This is a genomic window from Staphylococcus felis, from assembly GCF_003012915.1.
In the GTDB taxonomy this organism is placed as follows: Bacteria; Bacillota; Bacilli; order Staphylococcales; family Staphylococcaceae; genus Staphylococcus; species Staphylococcus felis.
This window is the reverse complement of sequence record NZ_CP027770.1, coordinates 88,872-108,376: the sequence shown is the minus strand read 5'-3', so window position 1 is coordinate 108,376 and position 19,505 is coordinate 88,872. Positions and strand designations below refer to the sequence as shown.

Below are 19,505 nucleotides of genomic sequence, written 5' to 3'. Positions count from 1 at the left end.
TGAATAAAAATTCAATTTGATATTGCATAACGCCTCTTTCCTTTGTATAATGATGAGACAAAAGAAAGAGGCGTTTTGATGTATATAGCGATGGCCCTAGTGAAAGGTGAGGCACTTAATGGAAAATTTAACTCAAAAGCAACGAAATATTGGTAAAGCAAAATTTGTTTTACTCTCATTATTAGGTATTGTTTTATTTTTAATTCCTATTCCTGTTACAGAGAATGGTGAAAAGATGACGACATTACCTATAGCATACTTAGCTTCTATTTTTAAAGATACAGTGGGAGCAATGATGCCTTGGATGATTATCGCGATTATAACATTGTCGGGGATACTGACATTTGTATATAGTTTTTTGATTACACCATCTCGAATGAAGTCAAATTTTATGACACATACTTTTAAAGTGACTTGGCCTTGGGCACTTGTCAGAATCGGTGCAGTTTTGATAGTATGGTTAACATTTTTTAAAGTAGGCTCAGAATGGATATATTCTGATGATACAGGGAATCTCATTTTTTCAGATTTATTGCCTACGCTTGTGGCTGTTTTTTTCTTTGCAGCGCTATTTTTACCATTGCTATTAGAATATGGGTTATTAGAGTTTTTAGGGCCTATTTTTAGACCTATTATGCGTCCGCTGTTTACGTTACCGGGGCGATCCGCTGTTGATAATTTAGCATCTTTTATTGGAGATGGAACAGTAGGTGTGATGATTACGAGCAAGCAATACGAACGAGGCTTTTATACACGAAGAGAAGCAACTGTAATTTCGACTACTTTTAGTGTTGTATCACTTACGTTTGCGATTGTAATTGTGGATACATTAGGGTTAATGGATTATTTTATGTATTTTTATGGTACAGTGATTGTTGCTTGTTTTGTAGCAGCGTTGATTATGCCAAGAATATGGCCGTTGAGACATGTAGAAGATCATTATATTGATGGTCATAAGCCTGGTAACAGTCAAGAACAGTCGCTTTCATATCAATCAGCAATTAAAGAAGGATATCACGACGCCATTCAAACAGGATACCATGCGCCACATTTCAAAGATTATGTCATTACTGCAATCAAGACGGTACTGGATATGTGGCTAGCTGTTATTCCGGTTGTGATGACGATTGGCACATTAGCTACAATTTTAGCAACCTATACACCTATCTTTACCATTATTGGAATGCCTTTCGTACCTATTTTAGAATGGATGCATTTGCCAGAAGCAACACAAGCATCTGAAACGATGATTATCGGTTTTGCAGATATGTTTTTACCATCTATTTTAATACAAGGGGTTGAAAGTGAAATGACCCGCTTTGTAGTAGGAGTATTAAGTGTATGTCAATTAATTTATTTATCTGAAGTAGGTGGTGTGATTTTAGGATCGAAAATTCCCGTAAGTTTGTGGAAATTGTTCGCGATATTTCTAATTAGAACATTGATTACGTTGCCTATTATTGTACTGGTTGCACATATCATATTTTAGTCAGTTTAATAACAAACAAAACTAACCCCCGCATGGCTCATAAAAGAGGCATGTGGGGGTTAATGATTAGGTCAACTATTTAGTAACTTCATTATAAACTTTTTTATCATTAAATGTATAAATAATATATTGGTGGTCATCAGTATCAATGATAACGCGATTCGTTTTACCAAATGTAGAGCCGATACGAGATACCGTTTTATCTTTTTCAGGTACCGCATGAATATCTCTATCTTCACTTACATTTACAATTTTATCGTTAGGAATGCGAATATCTGCAACTCTCCATTGAATTTGAACTTCTTGATCATTCTTTTTTACTGTCATTGCCATTTATACGACACTTCCTTTAACTTTTTGTTACTCATAGTATAACTGATTGAAATCGTTTTGACAAGTAATATGTGATACTAAATAAATAAATGTGTCATACTAATAGAAATAATAGTATACGAAAACATGTTCGCATTTATTGGATGATTATGCTATAATGCTTTTATGTAAGAAAGGGGGCCACAATGACTGGTAAAACACATTCTGCAGCTGGTTTGCTCATTGGCGCTGTAGTTGCGAGACATTTTGAACTGGATTTAATCGAAGCGGTAACATGCCTTGTCATATCCGGTGTTGCTTCAATTTTTCCTGACATATGTCATACACAAAGTAAGATTGGGAAACATTTTCGTATTTTAAGTTTATTCATAAAACATATGTTTGGTCATCGTACCTTAACGCATTCCTTAATTTTTATGGGATTGATATTTTTTCTTTTACATATGCTCCAAATACCAATTTACTATATGATTGGCGTAATTTGTGGTATGCTTTCACATGTGATATTAGATATGTTAACACCTCGTGGCGTAAAATTATTTTTTCCGCTTCCGATTCGTGTGAGGTTTCCAATCCAATTTAAAACGGGTGGTATATTGGATTTGTCATTAGCCTCAACGTTTAGTATCATGACGATGTTTGTATTATTCGAATCAACAATGAAACAACTGATACGTTATTTCTTATAATTCATGTTATAACGTTATCAAGGTATATAATTAAGGAATATAACGATTGACTTGTCCTAGTTTTTAACTAAAGGAGAGAATATCAAAATATGTTAGATAAAAATAAACTTGAAAAATATAATCAGGCACATTTAGCAGAATATGAAAAAATGATGTGCACTAACGAAAAAGAACGTTTAAAATCCAAATTAGACGAACTTGATTTGGCTGAAATTAAGAGCTTGTACGAAGAGGTATATGTCAATCAAACAAAGATAGACGATGTTTCCGATATTCAAGAAATCCACTTTGAACGTAAAGCGCGTTTATCTCAAGAGGATTATGACATGTACTATGAAAAAGGCTTGGCAGCTATTAAAGAAGGACAATTTGCAGTGCTTTTATTAGCTGGTGGTCAAGGTACACGGTTGGGGTATAAAGGGCCAAAAGGTTCGTTCGAAATTGAAGGTGTGAGTTTATTTGAATTACAAGCACGTCAATTACGAGCGCTTTCAGATAACGCAGGTCGTTACATTGATTGGTATATTATGACAAGTGAAATCAATGATGAGGCCACACGTCAATATTTTGAAAGGCATCAATATTTTGGCTACGACCCAGAGCACATCTTTTTCTTCAAGCAAGATAACATCATTGCGCTGAATACTGATGGTCAACTCATCTTTAATAAGGAAGGCTTAATTATGGAAACGCCAAATGGGAATGGTGGTGTTTTTAAATCATTAAAACGCGCAGGTTATTTGCAGCAGATGATTGAGCGTCAAAATGAATATATTTTTATGAATAATATTGATAATGTCCTTGTGCGTGTGCTAGACCCAGTTTTTGCAGGGTTTACAGTTCATCACCATAGGGACGTGACGACAAAATCAATTGAACCTAAGGCTTTTGAAAGTGTAGGGCGTCTTGTCGTTAATGATGGTAAAGATAAGGTACTTGAATATTCAGAGTTAACGCCTGAAGTAGCTAACGATTTGCATAATGCTAATATCGGTATCCATGCGTTTAGAGTGCCATTTATTCAAGCTGCAGTTGATAAACCTTTGCCTTATCATTTGGCAGTTAAAGAACTTGAACAATTAGATGAAGATTTTGGTATCGTGAAGTTGCCTACATTAAAATTTGAATTATTTTATTTTGATATATTTCAATATGCAACCTCATTTATGACGCTACAAGTTCCTCGTGAAGAAGAGTTTAGCCCATTGAAAAATAAGGAAGGTAAAGATAGCGTAGAGACAGCAACTCAAGATTTAAAGCGTTTGAATATTATTGAATAGGGGTGGCACAATGTCAGTCGCTAAAACAAATAGACCTAAAAAAAGACAGGCTTTTAAAGATATAGCCCCTCTTACTTTTGGTGAGGAAGTCGGTAACGCAGTTTCACATGGTGTGGCTGCGTTACTCATGCTTTTTTTGTTGCCTTATGCAGCAGTATACAGCTATGTACACTCAGGTGTGTTATTATCCATAAGTGTTTCAATTTTTGTTATCAGTATTTTTATGATGTTTATATCATCAACAGTTTATCACTCGATGCAACAAGCTTCACCACATAAATATGTTATGCGCATTATCGATCATAGTATGATATACGTTGCTATCGCTGGAACGTACACACCTGTTTCTATAGTATTAGTAGGTGGATGGCTTGGATGGACAATTATGGTGATATTATGGGCAACAACAATTTGGGGCATTTTATACAAAGCAATAGCCGCTAACGTCAATCCAAAGTTAAGCCTCTTCATCTATTTAATGATGGGATGGGTAGGTGTTATTTATTTGCCTATTATTATTCATCACGGCTTATGGCTATTTTTACTTTTTATATTTTTAGGTGGAGTGGCTTACACGATCGGCGCATGGTTTTATGCTCAAAAAGATAGACCCTATTTTCATATGATTTGGCATATTTTTATATTAGTTGCATCTATGTTTCATTTTGTAGGTATTCTCTATTTTATGTAAGTGAATGATAGCGCGTTGATATTGATGTCATGTCGTTTCTATTTGGCGTAGGTTGACTGTTTTACTGAAAAAGTACAGTGCGACATAACCCTGTTCAACATTGCAATAGCAAGGTGAACTTTTTCAAATAACATAAAATGTAAAAATACGGATTATTATACGCGGTCTAAGTGAATAATAATTCGATTTTTTCATTTTTAGATGAAAATTATGTATAGTGAAAATAAGTAAAAAGGAAAGGTCGATATATATGGGGTTTAAACAGCTTAGCGTGATCGTTTCACTCGTGCTTATCATGTTTATGTCTGCGATTGAGACATCGATAGTATCTTTAGCATTGCCAACGATGCGGGATGATCTTAATGCAAAGTTACCTATTTCATTAGTCTTTACAGTTTATTTTGTGGGGATTGTGTTAGCTATTCCGATTTTAAGTGAGCTGATGTCACGAGTGAAAATCATTTACGTGACGATGTTAGGGCTAATCTTATTTATTGGTGCTAGTTTATTATCAGGATTAAGTACAAGTTTTGAGATGTTAGTGTTTGCAAGATTGATTCAAGGTGTTGGGGCAGGCGTAAATATGTCTCTTGCTCAAATAGTGCCAAAGCTTGCATTTGAAATCCCATTTCGTTATAAAGTGATGGGAATTGTTGGTAGTGTATGGGGGATTTCGAGTATTTTAGGTCCGTTTTTAGGAGGCTTTATATTAGAGGTTTCAACTTGGCACTGGCTTTTCTTTATCAATATTCCAATTGGACTTATTGCGATGGCATTTGTGCTATACGCGTACCAATTTGACTCTGAAACAATATCGAGGCCGGCTATTGATTATATAGGTATGGCTCTGTTTTATATATTAATTGCTTTATTAATGTTTGCTGTATTATACACACATTATTTGTGGATGAATATCGTAGCTTTAGGCCTGTTTTTCATTGGATTGGTATATCTCATTCGTTATTCGAAACGACAGCGAGTTACATTTTTGCCGATTAAAGAATTTAAATCGTTGATACGTTTAGCATTTTTAACTGACTTTTTAGTAGCTGTTGTTTTAATTGCCTTTAATGTATTTATACCGACATATCTACAAGATGTATTAGGATTGACACCGTTACAAAGCGGTTTAATTATTTTTCCACTATCGATTGGATGGCTCTTCATAAACTTTAATTTAAATAAAATTGAATCAAAACTATCTATTAAACTGTTGTACATCGTCGCGTTCAGCATTCTTGTATTCGGTGGACTCAATTTAATATTTAACGCATTCCATCCTATTATTATTGCAATAACTTTATTCTTTGCTGGAATGAGTTTTGGGACTGCTTACACAAAAGACAGTGTTTTAGTACAAGAGCATGTATCGCCAGAAAGTATGAAAAAAATGATGTCACTTTTTACATTAACGCGTAATTTAGGGAATTCCATTGGCTCAGCTGTGATTGGATATGTTTATGCACTTCAAATGCGTATCACACAAGTGCCAATACAAAACATTATGTTATTTTGTATCGGCGTTGTTATTGTCTTATTTATAATATGGATGAGGCAATCTCAAAAAGGATTGGAATAGCATTATCGATGAATATATATTTTGAATTGGGTAAAATAATAATATGTAAAGAAGGAGGGGTGAATGATGAAGGGTAAGTTCAATGTATTTAACTTAGTATCTTTATTAATCATACTCTCCATTTTTATTATTTCGGGTACTACGTTTCTAATAGCGCTTGCTTTTGGACTTTATGGTTTAAGTCGTTTGCTAATTTACTTCGGTCTAGGCACTTTTACGTACAATCAAGGCTTTTACGATAATTTGATATATTATGGTAGTTATATTGTACTTGGATATTTTGTCACATTTATCGTTGAATATGTGATGGATTTAATACGCAAAAAGTTGCCTCACAATCCATACGTTCAAGGTGTTACATTTCATCTCATGACGTATACTACCATTGTTATTATGTTTTACTTCATTGTTCACATTCACTATGAAAAAATTCATATTCATTTATGGGTTTTGATGGTGATTATCGGTTTCTTATATATATGTAAAGAGATTTTTTATCCAGACTCTGAAAACTTAAATAAAAAAAAATAACTGTATGTCCTCCTCCTTCGTAATCACTTTCGTTTAAAGCAGTTTATAAAATAAAGTGAGCATTTTGAAACATATATTTTGCTAAGCTAACTACATAGTCGTACAATAAATGACTGTGATAAAGAGAAAATAAATGTATAGGAGGATGCGTATGGATTATAACGATGTAATAGACAAAAAGCAGCGTAATATCATAGTCGCCGTAATGTTGATTAGTGCATTTATAGCGATTTTAAATCAAACATTATTAAATACAGCACTCCCTAGTATTATGAAAGGGTTAAATATTCATGAAAGTACATCGCAATGGCTCGTAACAGGCTTTATGCTTGTAAACGGTATTATGATTCCCTTAACAGCTTATTTTATGGATCGCATTCCGTCGCGAAGATTATATTTAACAGCGATGGGGACATTTTTAATAGGATCTATTGTAGCCACAGTTGCGACACACTTTGGCGTCCTTATGTTAGCTCGAGTCATTCAAGCTATGGGCGCGGGGGTTATTATGCCTTTAACGCAATTTACACTTTTTACATTATTTCCTAAAAATCAACGTGGTTTTGCGATGGGACTCTCTGGTTTGGTCATTCAATTTGCCCCTGCAATTGGACCGACTTTATCGGGGATTTTAGTTGACAATTACTCTTGGAGAGCGCCTTTAATCGTAGTTGTAGTTGTCGCAATTATTGGATTTATCTTTGGCTTTATTTATATGCGTGACTATAGTCAAATTAAGGAAGTTGTCCTTGATAAAACATCAGTTGTCTTATCGACTTTAGGTTTTGGTGTTATGCTTTATGGCTTCAGTATTGCAGGAACTCGAGGTTTTGATGATATTTTAGTCATTATTAGTATTTTAGTAGGTGCTGTAATTGTTGCTTTCTTTATTAAGAGACAACTACGTATCGATAATCCGATATTAAACTTATATGCATTTCGGATACGTACCTTTACATTAACTTCTGTTTCGTCAATGATTGTTTTCACCTCGATGGTCGGACCAGCTTTATTAATTCCAATCTATATTCAAAATTCTTTAGCACTATCAGCGATGCTATCAGGACTTGTTATTTTACCAGGCGCTATTATTAACGGTGTGATGTCAGTCATTACAGGACGTATTTATGACAAAGTAGGTGCGAGAATATTAGTCATACCAGGCTTTATCATTCTATTAGGCGCTACTGTAATGATGACCCAATTAACAGCACATACACCATATTTGTATGTGTTAATCATGTATACAGTACGATTATTTGCAATTTCATTACTTATGATGCCACTCAACACAGCGGGCATCAATTCATTACCGAATCATATGGTCTCTCATGGCACAGCAATTATGAATACGCTACGGACTATTTCAGGATCAATAGGGACAGCACTTATGGTTACATTAATGTCACTTGGGGCACTGATGTATAGTCCGTCAGAAAAATTGTCAAGTGATCTTATGAGTCGGGAAGCGATGGCATCTGGTATTAACCTCGCGTTTTGGGTTACTTCAGGATTTTTAGTATTAGGACTCGTGATTAGTTTCTTTATACACGATCGGACGAAAGAGAAAAAGCATAAACATGTTAGAAAGTTAAGCTAAAATTGAAATAGATCACATTAATTCCCTTCAAAATATCAAATGATTTTGGAGGGAGTTTTATAATATTTGAATAAACGGGTATCTACCTTTTGCATAATTTTGAGTTTTACCTTATGCAAGCGCTTATTCTTTTGATAAACTAAAGACAAATGTGTAATTAAAGGAGATGTCTATAGTGTTAACAGTAGAACAAGTGGAACAACTTGTGGGAGAAATTAATGATCCAATTTTAAATGTACCATTGAAAGAAACGAAGGGGATTCTTAATGTTTCTATTAAAGAGGAAAAAGAACATGTGAGTGTAAAAGTGGCTATCGCACAATTAGGTGGGCAAACACAACTTGATACACAAATGGCAATAGTAGAGAAACTGAAAGAAAATGGAGCTAAGACAGTCGGCATTCGATTTGAAGAATTACCGAAAGAACAAGTAGAGCAATTTGGTAGTCAGCAACAAAATGAACAGCAAACGATAGAATCTCATCTTTCAGGTGGGAACGATTTAGAGTTTATTGCAATAGCATCTGGTAAAGGCGGCGTCGGTAAATCGACGGTTGCGGTTAACTTAGCAGTATCATTAGCACGTGAAGGGAAACGTGTAGGATTGATTGATGCAGATATTTATGGTTTTAGTGTTCCAGATATGATGGGCATAGATGAAAAGCCAGGAATTGAAGGGAAAACAGTTATACCCGTTGAACGTCACGGTGTAAAAGTGATTTCAATGGCATTTTTTGTTGAAGAAAATGCCCCAGTCATATGGCGTGGACCGATGTTAGGGAAAATGCTAACGAACTTTTTTACTGAAGTGAAATGGGGAGACCTTGATTATTTAGTGTTAGACTTACCACCAGGTACAGGGGATGTTGCTTTAGATGTACACACTATGTTGCCTTCAAGTAAAGAGATTATAGTGACAACACCACATCCAACAGCAGCATTTGTTGCAGCACGAGCTGGGGCAATGGCTAAACACACTGATCACTCTATATTAGGTGTTATTGAAAATATGTCTTACTTTGAGAGTAAAGAAACAGGTAATAAAGAATATGTATTCGGTCAAGGTGGAGGCCAAAAACTAGCTGAAGAGCTTGGAGTCGATTTATTAGGTCAACTGCCACTGGGTCAGCCAACTTGGGAGCCAGCTGATTTTTCACCATCTGTTTATCAACCAGAAGACCAAATTGGTAAAATATATCAATCAATGGCACAAAAAATTATCAATAAAACGAATCAATAATGATTAACTAAGCTAACACTATATAGAAAAGTGTTAAGTCAATGTATAAATTATTAAGAGAAGCCCAGATTTATCTAAGCAATGCATAGTTGGGATGGAGCAAATAGGGATTAGACTATAAAAGAAATATTAAAATGTCGACGAGTATAAAAAGTTTGAAAATGATAATAAACTGAACAGTGCCAGTACATCGTATATTTATAAAATATTAATAAGCGGTACTGCACATATTGGCTTTCCAATGAAACAACACAACTTAATATCAATTGATGAAAGCTTTGTTTGCTGTATTATTCCGCTCGAAGTCAAAACATATTTTAGCAATGTATTTGAGGAATCCCATTCTGTCCCATCTATGGGGCTTTTTTTATTTGGTGAAAAGTGAGTACATGAATAAAAGTTACCAAAGAGGCATATCATTAAACCGTAATTATAAAATCTAGTTTTTAAAAAGCAACTTACATTTACCATTAATAAAAAGGACACACCTCAAAATGAATCATGAAAGTAATCTAAAAACAAGAAATATCAAAGAATGAAAAAATAATCAAATTAGGGGTTGCTTTTTAAAATGAGATTGGTTAAAATATATTCTTGTGAGCGAAAGAAATCACGACCTCAACAAAAACTTTAAAAAAATTAAAATTTTTGTTGACAATGTTAAGCTGACTTGATAAGATATAAAAGTCGCTGAAAAACGACAAGACATTCCAAAACAGCTTCTTGAAAGTGTAAAAATGACTATTGATTGTTTGTAAAGAGTCATTTAAAATAGTAAAAGTATTTTGATTACTTGTTAAGACTTTTAAGTTATGTTAAGTTGTTTGAAGAATATATGAACATTGAAAACTGAATGACAATATGTCAACGTTAATTCCGATAAAACACAGTACTAGCGTACTGATAGAGTGATTGACTTAAACAATCAAAGAGCTATATCAAGCTTACTCTAATATGGAGAGTTTGATCCTGGCTCAGGATGAACGCTGGCGGCGTGCCTAATACATGCAAGTCGAGCGAACTGAAGAGGAGCTTGCTCCTTTGACGTTAGCGGCGAACGGGTGAGTAACACGTGGGTAACCTACCTATAAGACTGGAATAACTCCGGGAAACCGGGGCTAATGCCGGATAATATGTTGAACCGCATGGTTCAACAGTGAAAGACGGTTTTGCTGTCACTTATAGATGGACCCGCGCCGCATTAGCTAGTTGGTGAGGTAACGGCTCACCAAGGCGACGATGCGTAGCCGACCTGAGAGGGTGATCGGCCACACTGGAACTGAGACACGGTCCAGACTCCTACGGGAGGCAGCAGTAGGGAATCTTCCGCAATGGACGAAAGTCTGACGGAGCAACGCCGCGTGAGTGATGAAGGTCTTCGGATCGTAAAGCTCTGTTGTTAGGGAAGAACAAATGTGTAAGTAACTGTGCACATCTTGACGGTACCTAACCAGAAAGCCACGGCTAACTACGTGCCAGCAGCCGCGGTAATACGTAGGTGGCAAGCGTTATCCGGAATTATTGGGCGTAAAGCGCGCGTAGGCGGTTTTTTAAGTCTGATGTGAAAGCCCACGGCTCAACCGTGGAGGGTCATTGGAAACTGGAAAACTTGAGTGCAGAAGAGGAAAGTGGAATTCCATGTGTAGCGGTGAAATGCGCAGAGATATGGAGGAACACCAGTGGCGAAGGCGGCTTTCTGGTCTGCAACTGACGCTGATGTGCGAAAGCGTGGGGATCAAACAGGATTAGATACCCTGGTAGTCCACGCCGTAAACGATGAGTGCTAAGTGTTAGGGGGTTTCCGCCCCTTAGTGCTGCAGCTAACGCATTAAGCACTCCGCCTGGGGAGTACGGTCGCAAGACTGAAACTCAAAGGAATTGACGGGGACCCGCACAAGCGGTGGAGCATGTGGTTTAATTCGAAGCAACGCGAAGAACCTTACCAAATCTTGACATCCTTTGACCGCTCTAGAGATAGAGTTTTCCTCTTCGGAGGACAAAGTGACAGGTGGTGCATGGTTGTCGTCAGCTCGTGTCGTGAGATGTTGGGTTAAGTCCCGCAACGAGCGCAACCCTTAAGCTTAGTTGCCATCATTAAGTTGGGCACTCTAGGCTGACTGCCGGTGACAAACCGGAGGAAGGTGGGGATGACGTCAAATCATCATGCCCCTTATGATTTGGGCTACACACGTGCTACAATGGACAATACAAAGGGCAGCGAAACCGTGAGGTCAAGCCAATCCCATAAAGTTGTTCTCAGTTCGGATTGTAGTCTGCAACTCGACTACATGAAGCTGGAATCGCTAGTAATCGTAGATCAGCATGCTACGGTGAATACGTTCCCGGGTCTTGTACACACCGCCCGTCACACCACGAGAGTTTGTAACACCCGAAGCCGGTGGAGTAACCATTTGGAGCTAGCCGTCGAAGGTGGGACAAATGATTGGGGTGAAGTCGTAACAAGGTAGCCGTATCGGAAGGTGCGGCTGGATCACCTCCTTTCTAAGGATAATATACGGAATATCACCATAGGTGATAGACGGATTAACGTGACATATTGTATTCAGTTTTGAATGCTCATTCATTGAGGATTCAACATTGTACATTGAAAACTAGATAAGTAAGTAATAGATTTTACCAAGCAAAACCGAGTAACAAGCGAAAAGCTTGAAACAAACAATTATCGCTAGTCGTCAACAGACGACTCACATAATTAATAACTGGTGATGATAAGTGTGAAAGCATTGACAAGACAAATGTGATTGCGTCATTGACGTGATGAAAGCGTTTGTCAGTCAGAGAATTTCTTGATGAGTGCAGCGAAGATTACGTTTTGTAAATGAGCAAGCGAAGAAAGAAATGAGATAGAATGCGAGCGCTTATTAGCACGTCTAGATTAAGTTATTAAGGGCGCACGGTGGATGCCTTGGCACTAGAAGCCGATGAAGGACGTTACTAACGACGATATGCTTTGGGGAGCTGTAAGTAAGCTTTGATCCAGAGATTTCCGAATGGGGGAACCCAGCACGAGTTATGTCGTGTTATCCGCATGTGAATACATAGCATGTGAGAAGGTAGACCCGGAGAACTGAAACATCTTAGTACCCGGAGGAAGAGAAAGAAAAATCGATTCCCTGAGTAGCGGCGAGCGAAACGGGAAGAGCCCAAACCAACAAGCTTGCTTGTTGGGGTTGTAGGACACTCTTATGGAGTTACAAAAGAATGAGTTAGACGAATAACCTGGAAAGGTTAATCAGAGAAGGTAATAATCCTGTAGTCGAAAACTGATTCTCTCTTGAGTGGATCCTGAGTACGACGGAGCACGTGAAATTCCGTCGGAATCTGGGAGGACCATCTCCTAAGGCTAAATACTCTCTAGTGACCGATAGTGAACCAGTACCGTGAGGGAAAGGTGAAAAGTACCCCGGAAGGGGAGTGAAAGAGAACTTGAAACCGTGTGCTTACAAGTAGTCAGAGCCCGTTAAGGGGTGATGGCGTGCCTTTTGTAGAATGAACCGGCGAGTTACGATCTGATGCAAGGTTAAGCAGGAAATGTGGAGCCGTAGCGAAAGCGAGTCTGAATAGGGCGAATGAGTATTTGGTCGTAGACCCGAAACCAGGTGATCTACCCTTGGTCAGGTTGAAGTTCAGGTAACACTGAATGGAGGACCGAACCGACTTACGTTGAAAAGTGAGCGGATGAACTGAGGGTAGCGGAGAAATTCCAATCGAACTTGGAGATAGCTGGTTCTCTCCGAAATAGCTTTAGGGCTAGCCTCAAGTGATGATTATTGGAGGTAGAGCACTGTTTGGACGAGGGGCCCCTCTCGGGTTACCGAATTCAGACAAACTCCGAATGCCAAATAATTTAACTTGGGAGTCAGAACGTGGGTGATAAGGTCCATGTTCGAAAGGGAAACAGCCCAGACCACCAGCTAAGGTCCCAAAATATATGTTAAGTGGAAAAGGATGTGGCGTTGCCCAGACAACTAGGATGTTGGCTTAGAAGCAGCCATCATTTAAAGAGTGCGTAATAGCTCACTAGTCGAGTGACACTGCGCCGAAAATGTACCGGGGCTAAACATATTACCGAAGCTGTGGATTGTCCTTTGGACAATGGTAGGAGAGCGTTCTAAGGGCGTTGAAGCATGATCGCAAGGACATGTGGAGCGCTTAGAAGTGAGAATGCCGGTGTGAGTAGCGAAAGACGGGTGAGAATCCCGTCCACCGATTGACTAAGGTTTCCAGAGGAAGGCTCGTCCGCTCTGGGTTAGTCGGGTCCTAAGCTGAGGCCGACAGGCGTAGGCGATGGATAACAGGTTGATATTCCTGTACCACCAACAATCGTTTTAAGCGATGGGGGGACGCAGTAGGATAGGCGAAGCGTGCTGTTGGAGTGCACGTCCAAGCAGTGAGACTGAGTGTTAGGCAAATCCGGCACTCAAAAGGTCAAGCTGTGATGGGGAGAGGAAATTGCTTCCTCGAGTCGTTGATTTCACACTGCCGAGAAAAGCCTCTAGCTAGAAAGTTGGTGCCCGTACCGCAAACCGACACAGGTAGTCAAGATGAGAATTCTAAGGTGAGCGAGCGAACTCTCGTTAAGGAACTCGGCAAAATGACCCCGTAACTTCGGGAGAAGGGGTGCTCTTTAGGGTTCACGCTCTGAAGAGCCGCAGTGAATAGGCCCAAGCGACTGTTTATCAAAAACACAGGTCTCTGCTAAACCGTAAGGTGACGTATAGGGGCTGACGCCTGCCCGGTGCTGGAAGGTTAAGAGGAGTGGTTAGCTTCAGCGAAGCTACGAATCGAAGCCCCAGTAAACGGCGGCCGTAACTATAACGGTCCTAAGGTAGCGAAATTCCTTGTCGGGTAAGTTCCGACCCGCACGAAAGGCGTAACGATTTGGGCACTGTCTCAACGAGAGACTCGGTGAAATCATAGTACCGGTGAAGATGCCGGTTACCCGCGACAGGACGGAAAGACCCCGTGGAGCTTTACTGTAGCCTGATATTGAAATTCGGTACAGTTTGTACAGGATAGGTAGGAGCCATTGAAGCGTGAGCGCTAGCTTACGTGGAGGCATTGGTGGGATACTACCCTAATTGTATTGGATTTCTAACTCGCAGCACTTATCGTGCTGGAAGACAGTGTCAGGCGGGCAGTTTGACTGGGGCGGTCGCCTCCTAAAGTGTAACGGAGGCGCTCAAAGGTTCCCTCAGAATGGTTGGAAATCATTCATAGAGTGTAAAGGCATAAGGGAGCTTGACTGCGAGACCTACAAGTCGAGCAGGGTCGAAAGACGGACTTAGTGATCCGGTGGTTCCGCATGGAAGGGCCATCGCTCAACGGATAAAAGCTACCCCGGGGATAACAGGCTTATCTCCCCCAAGAGTTCACATCGACGGGGAGGTTTGGCACCTCGATGTCGGCTCATCGCATCCTGGGGCTGTAGTCGGTCCCAAGGGTTGGGCTGTTCGCCCATTAAAGCGGTACGCGAGCTGGGTTCAGAACGTCGTGAGACAGTTCGGTCCCTATCCGTCGTGGGCGTAGGAAATTTGAGAGGAGCTGTCCTTAGTACGAGAGGACCGGGATGGACATACCTCTGGTGTACCAGTTGTCGTGCCAACGGCATAGCTGGGTAGCTATGTATGGACGGGATAAGTGCTGAAAGCATCTAAGCATGAAGCCCCCCTCGAGATGAGATTTCCCAACTTCGGTTATAAGATCCCTCAAAGATGATGAGGTAAATAGGTTCGAGGTGGAAGCGTAGCGATACGTGGAGCTGACGAATACTAATCGATCGAAGACTTAATCAAATTCATAACAAGGTTTGCTTGTGAGATATTACTTACTATCTAGTTTTGAATGTATAAGCATTCAAATGTTTATCTGGTGCCAATGGCAAAGAGGTCACACCTGTTCCCATGCCGAACACAGAAGTTAAGCTCTTTAGCGCCGATGGTAGTCGGACTTACGTTCCGCAAGAGTAGGACGGTGCCAGGTATACAATTATTCCACAGTAGCTCAGTGGTAGAGCTATCGGCTGTTAACCGATCGGTCGTAGGTTCGAGTCCTACCTGTGGAGCCATGGCCCCTTGGTCAAGCGGTTAAGACACCGCCCTTTCACGGCGGTAACACGGGTTCGAGTCCCGTAGGGGTCACTACTATATTGGAGAATTAGCTCAGCTGGGAGAGCATCTGCCTTACAAGCAGAGGGTCGGCGGTTCGAACCCGTCATTCTCCACCATTTTTAAAAAATGAATACATACGGAGGGGTAGCGAAGTGGCTAAACGCGGCGGACTGTAAATCCGCTCCTTCGGGTTCGGCAGTTCGAATCTGCCCCCCTCCACCATTTTTGGGCTATAGCCAAGCGGTAAGGCAACGGACTTTGACTCCGTCACTCGCTGGTTCGAATCCAGCTAGCCCAGCCATAAGAGCCATTAGCTCAGTTGGTAGAGCATCTGACTTTTAATCAGAGGGTCAGAGGTTCGAATCCTCTATGGCTCATTTTTAAAACCTTATTCCTTCACTGGGATAAGGTTTTTTTGGTTGTATATTTTTAACGATTGATGCAACAAACACATCATGACTGTACATTTTTGCATTAAACCCCAAATAACCATTTCTTTAAGCCACTTAAAAATTGCGATAGTTAAGTTTTGGTTTGAGTATTCAAGTCAATCTCAAAATGAATAACTCATTGATATTTAAAAAGGTTAAATTTTTAAAATAATTTCAAATGGGATATGACAACTGACTAGAATGATTGGTATAATAAACGTTATGGGAATAGATTACCGGAGGAGATGCTATGCGAATTTCAAACCTCTTTCAAAATTTAAGCACACTTGAGATTATAACTGGTATTCTAGATTTATTAATTGTATGGTATGTTATTTACCTACTCATTACTGTGTTTAAAGGGACTAAAGCGATACAACTTTTAAAAGGGATTTTGTTTATATTAGTAGGTAAAGCGATTAGTGAATATTTACAGTTAACGACGACATCAAGGTTATTTGATCTAGTGATGCAATGGGGATTTTTAGCAATTATCGTCATTTTCCAACCTGAAATACGGCGAGCGTTAGAACAGCTTGGAAGAGGGAGTTTGTTTAAGCGCTATTCAATGACGTCTTCAGTGGAAGCTCCGAAACTGGTTGAGGCAGTTTCTAAAGCAGTACAATATATGGCTAAGCGCCGTATTGGAGCACTGATTGTTTTTGAAAAAGAGACAGGATTACAGGATTATATTGAAACCGGCATACCCATGCATTCAGATATTTCCCAAGAGTTATTAACAAATGTATTTATACCTAATACCCCTCTACACGATGGCGCTATGATTATACAAGGCGACAAAATTGCAACAGCAGCAAGTTATTTGCCGTTATCTGATAGCCCTAAAATTGCTAAAAGTTTAGGAACACGACATCGTGCTGCTGTTGGGATTTCAGAAGTTTCAGATGCTTTTACAGTTATTGTATCTGAAGAAACGGGGTCTGTATCTGTCACTTTTGATGGAAAACTTAGAAAAGATATTAGTACAGATGTATTTGAGGAATTATTGACCGAGCATTGGTTCGGTACGCACTTTTCAAAGAAGGGTGTGAATTAAATGTTTGAATCTAAATGGGGATTACGTTTTTTTGCGTTGATTTTAGCATTGCTGTTATTTTTATCGGTTAATAATGTTTTTGGCAAAACATTTAGCACTGATAACATTGCAAGTAATGGAAATAAAACAATTAAAAATGTACCAGTTCAGGTGATTAATAAAAGTAACGATTTATATGTATCAGGCGCACCAGATAGTGTTGATATTGAGCTCAATGGGCCGCAATCGAAAGTGTTACAAGCACAAAAAATTGAAGATTTCAAAGTCACATTGAACACAACAGATCTACAACCTGGTGAACGTACGGTAGATTTTCAAGTGAATGGTTTGGATAAAGATATCAATTATCGTGTTTATCCTAAAGAAGCGACCCTATCAATTGAAAAGAAAGAAACACGGGAAGTGACGATTGATCCTAATATTAGTCGCTATTCTGTTGCTCCAGATAAACAAATAGATGAAGCGACAGTAACACCAACAACTGTAAAAGTGACTGGTGGAAAGGAACAACTTGACCGTATTGCATATGCCAAAGCAAGTTTTAGTGATGATTTTCAAATCACTGATCAAGTCACAGGCAATGCGACAGTAGCTGTATTTGATAAAAACATGAATAAATTGGATGTTCAAGTTAACCCTGCACAAGTTAAGCTAAAAATTAGCGTCAAACCTTATTCTAAAAAAGTTAAATTGGATTTAACGACTAAAGGTAAACCACAAAATGGGTTATCTGTGGCTGATGTTAAACCGAGTGAAAAAGAAATTGTAATCTACGGAAATCGTGATGATTTAAAAGAGATTGATTCAATAAAAGGTGTCGTTGATTTAAATGGGGTTACAACAAATACAAAAAGGGAAATACAATTAAACATACCTGAAAAAGTAGAACGTATTAAACCAAAAAAAATAGAAGCAAATATTTCATTGCAATAATGAATGGAGTAAAGGAGAATTTATTTTATGGGTAAATATTTTGGTACAGACGGTGTAAGAGGCATTGCAAACCAAGAGTTAACACCTGAATTAGCATTTAAATTAGGACGATATGGTGGTTATGTTTTAGCACATAATCAAGATAAAGCACATCCACGTGTTCTTGTTGGTAAAGACACACGTGTATCTGGGGAAATGCTAGAGAATGCATTAATTGCCGGCCTTGTATCTATTGGAGCAGAAGTGATGCGTTTAGGTGTGATATCTACACCTGGTGTAGCATATTTAACACGGGAAATGGAAGCGGAATTAGGTGTTATGATTTCAGCATCACATAATCCAGTAGCTGATAACGGTATCAAATTTTTCGGTTCAGATGGCTTTAAATTATCAGATGATCAAGAAAAAGAAATAGAAGCTTTATTAGATCAAGACAGTCCTGATTTACCTCGACCAACAGGCACCGAACTTGTGCATACTTCAGATTATTTCGAAGGCACGCAAAAATACTTAAGTTATTTAAAATCTACTGTAGATGTGAATCTAGAAGGACTCAAAATTTCACTTGATGGTGCGCATGGTTCCACGGCTTCTTTAGCACCGTTTTTATTTGGAGATTTAGAAGCAGACACTGAAACAATTGGATGTAGTCCAGATGGCTACAATATTAATGATCAAGTTGGATCTACTCATCCAGAAGCACTGGCTGAAAAAGTGTTAGAATCTGAAAGTGATTTTGGATTAGCCTTTGATGGAGATGGTGATCGTTTAATCGCTGTAGATGAAAAAGGCCAAATTGTCGATGGTGACCAAATCATGTTTATCATTGGCCAAGAAATGAAGAAAAATCAAGAATTAAATGATGATATGATTGTTTCCACTGTTATGAGTAATCTTGGTTTTTATAAAGCATTAGAAGCTGAAGGCATTGCCTCTAACAAAACAAAAGTTGGAGATCGTTATGTAGTTGAGGAAATGCGTCGAGGTCATTATAACCTAGGGGGCGAGCAATCTGGTCATATCGTGTTAATGGATTATAATACGACAGGTGATGGATTGTTAACAGGTATTCATCTTGCGGCAGTTGTCAAACGTTCTGGTAAAAAATTAAGTGAACTTGCAGCACAAATGAAAAAATATCCGCAATCTTTAATTAATGTACGTGTTACGGATAAATATGGTGTTGAGCAAAATCAAGAGGTAAAAACAGTCATGGAGGCTGTTGAGCGCGAAATGAATGGAGAGGGACGTATTCTCGTTCGTCCATCTGGAACAGAGCCACTTGTGCGTGTTATGGTTGAAGCAAAAACAGACGAAGATGCACATCGTTATGCAGAAACAATTGCAAAAGTCGTTGAAGCGAAAATGGGATTATAGTCTTAATAAGCATTAGCAGGATAGATTTTTGAAGCTCTAAAAATTTTAAGTTTAGAGCATTTAAATAGTTTATTCCTTTATAGAAAATAAAAGTGAATCTGGGAGATAAATCTCAAAATAATAGCGTAGAGATGATTGTGTACT

Annotated in this window: 12 protein-coding genes, 6 tRNA genes and 3 rRNA genes; 20 read left to right on the top strand and 1 reads right to left on the bottom strand. The window is 38.8% G+C overall.

Going from position 1 to position 19,505, the window contains the following annotated elements; genetic code table 11:
• Nucleotides 1-118: 118 nt before the first annotated feature.
• Nucleotides 119-1,489, top strand: coding sequence for a YjiH family protein (locus tag C7J90_RS00555; RefSeq protein WP_103207953.1), 1,371 nt, complete (start codon nucleotides 119-121; stop codon nucleotides 1,487-1,489).
• A 75-nt stretch (nucleotides 1,490-1,564) separates the two neighbouring features.
• Here the strand turns inward: C7J90_RS00555 and C7J90_RS00550 are convergent, their stop codons facing one another.
• Nucleotides 1,565-1,822 carry a SunI/YnzG family protein gene (locus tag C7J90_RS00550; protein WP_103207955.1) on the bottom strand — a complete coding sequence of 86 codons (258 nt, stop codon included), beginning with the start codon at nucleotides 1,820-1,822 and terminating at the stop codon, nucleotides 1,565-1,567.
• Between the two features lie 185 nt (nucleotides 1,823-2,007).
• On the opposite strand from C7J90_RS00550, the gene C7J90_RS00545 reads away from it, so the two are divergent.
• The 19 genes from C7J90_RS00545 (at nucleotide 2,008) to glmM (ending at nucleotide 19,361) form a co-directional block, all read left to right on the top strand.
• On the top strand, nucleotides 2,008-2,511 hold the full coding sequence (locus C7J90_RS00545) for a metal-dependent hydrolase (RefSeq protein WP_103207957.1): 504 nt from the start codon (nucleotides 2,008-2,010) through the stop codon (nucleotides 2,509-2,511).
• 89 nt (nucleotides 2,512-2,600) lie between these two features.
• Nucleotides 2,601-3,791: a UTP--glucose-1-phosphate uridylyltransferase gene (locus C7J90_RS00540; RefSeq protein WP_103207959.1), complete on the top strand. Its 1,191-nt coding sequence runs from the start codon at nucleotides 2,601-2,603 to the stop codon at nucleotides 3,789-3,791.
• A 10-nt stretch (nucleotides 3,792-3,801) separates the two neighbouring features.
• Entirely contained in the window at nucleotides 3,802-4,482 is a 681-nt protein-coding gene (gene trhA / locus C7J90_RS00535) for a PAQR family membrane homeostasis protein TrhA (protein WP_103207961.1), read from the top strand.
• 250 nt (nucleotides 4,483-4,732) lie between these two features.
• Entirely contained in the window at nucleotides 4,733-6,061 is a 1,329-nt protein-coding gene (gene sdrM / locus C7J90_RS00530) for a multidrug efflux MFS transporter SdrM (RefSeq protein WP_103207963.1), read from the top strand.
• Between the two features lie 66 nt (nucleotides 6,062-6,127).
• A complete protein-coding gene (locus tag C7J90_RS00525) occupies nucleotides 6,128-6,592 on the top strand; it encodes a SepA family multidrug efflux transporter (RefSeq protein WP_103207965.1) in 465 nt (154 codons plus the stop codon).
• Between the two features lie 151 nt (nucleotides 6,593-6,743).
• Complete coding sequence (locus tag C7J90_RS00520) at nucleotides 6,744-8,192, top strand: MDR family MFS transporter (RefSeq protein WP_103207966.1); 1,449 nt, start codon at nucleotides 6,744-6,746, stop codon at nucleotides 8,190-8,192.
• A gap of 175 nt (nucleotides 8,193-8,367) precedes the next feature.
• Entirely contained in the window at nucleotides 8,368-9,432 is a 1,065-nt protein-coding gene (locus tag C7J90_RS00515; RefSeq protein WP_103207968.1) for an Mrp/NBP35 family ATP-binding protein, read from the top strand.
• Nucleotides 9,433-10,383: 951 nt separating this feature from the next.
• A 16S ribosomal RNA gene (locus C7J90_RS00510) occupies nucleotides 10,384-11,934 on the top strand.
• A 392-nt stretch (nucleotides 11,935-12,326) separates the two neighbouring features.
• A 23S ribosomal RNA gene (locus tag C7J90_RS00505) occupies nucleotides 12,327-15,248 on the top strand.
• 72 nt (nucleotides 15,249-15,320) lie between these two features.
• Nucleotides 15,321-15,435 (top strand): 5S ribosomal RNA (rrf, locus tag C7J90_RS00500).
• The 16S, 23S and 5S rRNA genes sit together here with 6 tRNA genes alongside, the layout of an rRNA operon.
• 10 nt (nucleotides 15,436-15,445) lie before the next feature.
• Nucleotides 15,446-15,520 (top strand) — tRNA-Asn (locus C7J90_RS00495).
• Between the two features lies 1 nt (nucleotide 15,521).
• Nucleotides 15,522-15,593 (top strand) — tRNA-Glu (locus tag C7J90_RS00490).
• 10 nt (nucleotides 15,594-15,603) lie between these two features.
• Nucleotides 15,604-15,679: transfer RNA gene (locus C7J90_RS00485), tRNA-Val, on the top strand.
• 22 nt (nucleotides 15,680-15,701) lie between these two features.
• Nucleotides 15,702-15,785, top strand: a tRNA-Tyr gene (locus tag C7J90_RS00480).
• A gap of 4 nt (nucleotides 15,786-15,789) precedes the next feature.
• Nucleotides 15,790-15,864, top strand: a tRNA-Gln gene (locus C7J90_RS00475).
• 3 nt (nucleotides 15,865-15,867) lie between these two features.
• Nucleotides 15,868-15,940 (top strand) — tRNA-Lys (locus C7J90_RS00470).
• 304 nt (nucleotides 15,941-16,244) lie between these two features.
• Nucleotides 16,245-17,051: a diadenylate cyclase CdaA gene (cdaA, locus tag C7J90_RS00465; protein WP_103209632.1), complete on the top strand. Its 807-nt coding sequence runs from the start codon at nucleotides 16,245-16,247 to the stop codon at nucleotides 17,049-17,051.
• Entirely contained in the window at nucleotides 17,052-17,984 is a 933-nt protein-coding gene (locus C7J90_RS00460; RefSeq protein WP_103209634.1) for a CdaR family protein, read from the top strand. It abuts the gene before it with no gap.
• A 27-nt stretch (nucleotides 17,985-18,011) separates the two neighbouring features.
• Entirely contained in the window at nucleotides 18,012-19,361 is a 1,350-nt protein-coding gene (gene glmM, locus C7J90_RS00455) for a phosphoglucosamine mutase (protein WP_103209636.1), read from the top strand.
• Nucleotides 19,362-19,505: the final 144 nt, after the last annotated feature.

Bases quoted from the DNA above. Each gene is read 5' to 3' on its own strand.
- C7J90_RS00520 (WP_103207966.1), top strand. From the start codon at position 6,744: ATGGATTATAACGATGTAATAGACAAAAAGCAGCGTAATATCATAGTC.
- C7J90_RS00555 (WP_103207953.1), top strand. From the start codon at position 119: ATGGAAAATTTAACTCAAAAGCAACGAAATATTGGTAAAGCAAAATTT.
- glmM (WP_103209636.1), top strand. From the start codon at position 18,012: ATGGGTAAATATTTTGGTACAGACGGTGTAAGAGGCATTGCAAACCAA.
- trhA (WP_103207961.1), top strand. From the start codon at position 3,802: ATGTCAGTCGCTAAAACAAATAGACCTAAAAAAAGACAGGCTTTTAAA.
- C7J90_RS00550 (WP_103207955.1), bottom strand. From the start codon at position 1,822: ATGGCAATGACAGTAAAAAAGAATGATCAAGAAGTTCAAATTCAATGG.
- C7J90_RS00525 (WP_103207965.1), top strand. From the start codon at position 6,128: ATGAAGGGTAAGTTCAATGTATTTAACTTAGTATCTTTATTAATCATA.
- C7J90_RS00540 (WP_103207959.1), top strand. From the start codon at position 2,601: ATGTTAGATAAAAATAAACTTGAAAAATATAATCAGGCACATTTAGCA.
- C7J90_RS00460 (WP_103209634.1), top strand. From the start codon at position 17,052: ATGTTTGAATCTAAATGGGGATTACGTTTTTTTGCGTTGATTTTAGCA.
- cdaA (WP_103209632.1), top strand. From the start codon at position 16,245: ATGCGAATTTCAAACCTCTTTCAAAATTTAAGCACACTTGAGATTATA.
- sdrM (WP_103207963.1), top strand. From the start codon at position 4,733: ATGGGGTTTAAACAGCTTAGCGTGATCGTTTCACTCGTGCTTATCATG.
- C7J90_RS00545 (WP_103207957.1), top strand. From the start codon at position 2,008: ATGACTGGTAAAACACATTCTGCAGCTGGTTTGCTCATTGGCGCTGTA.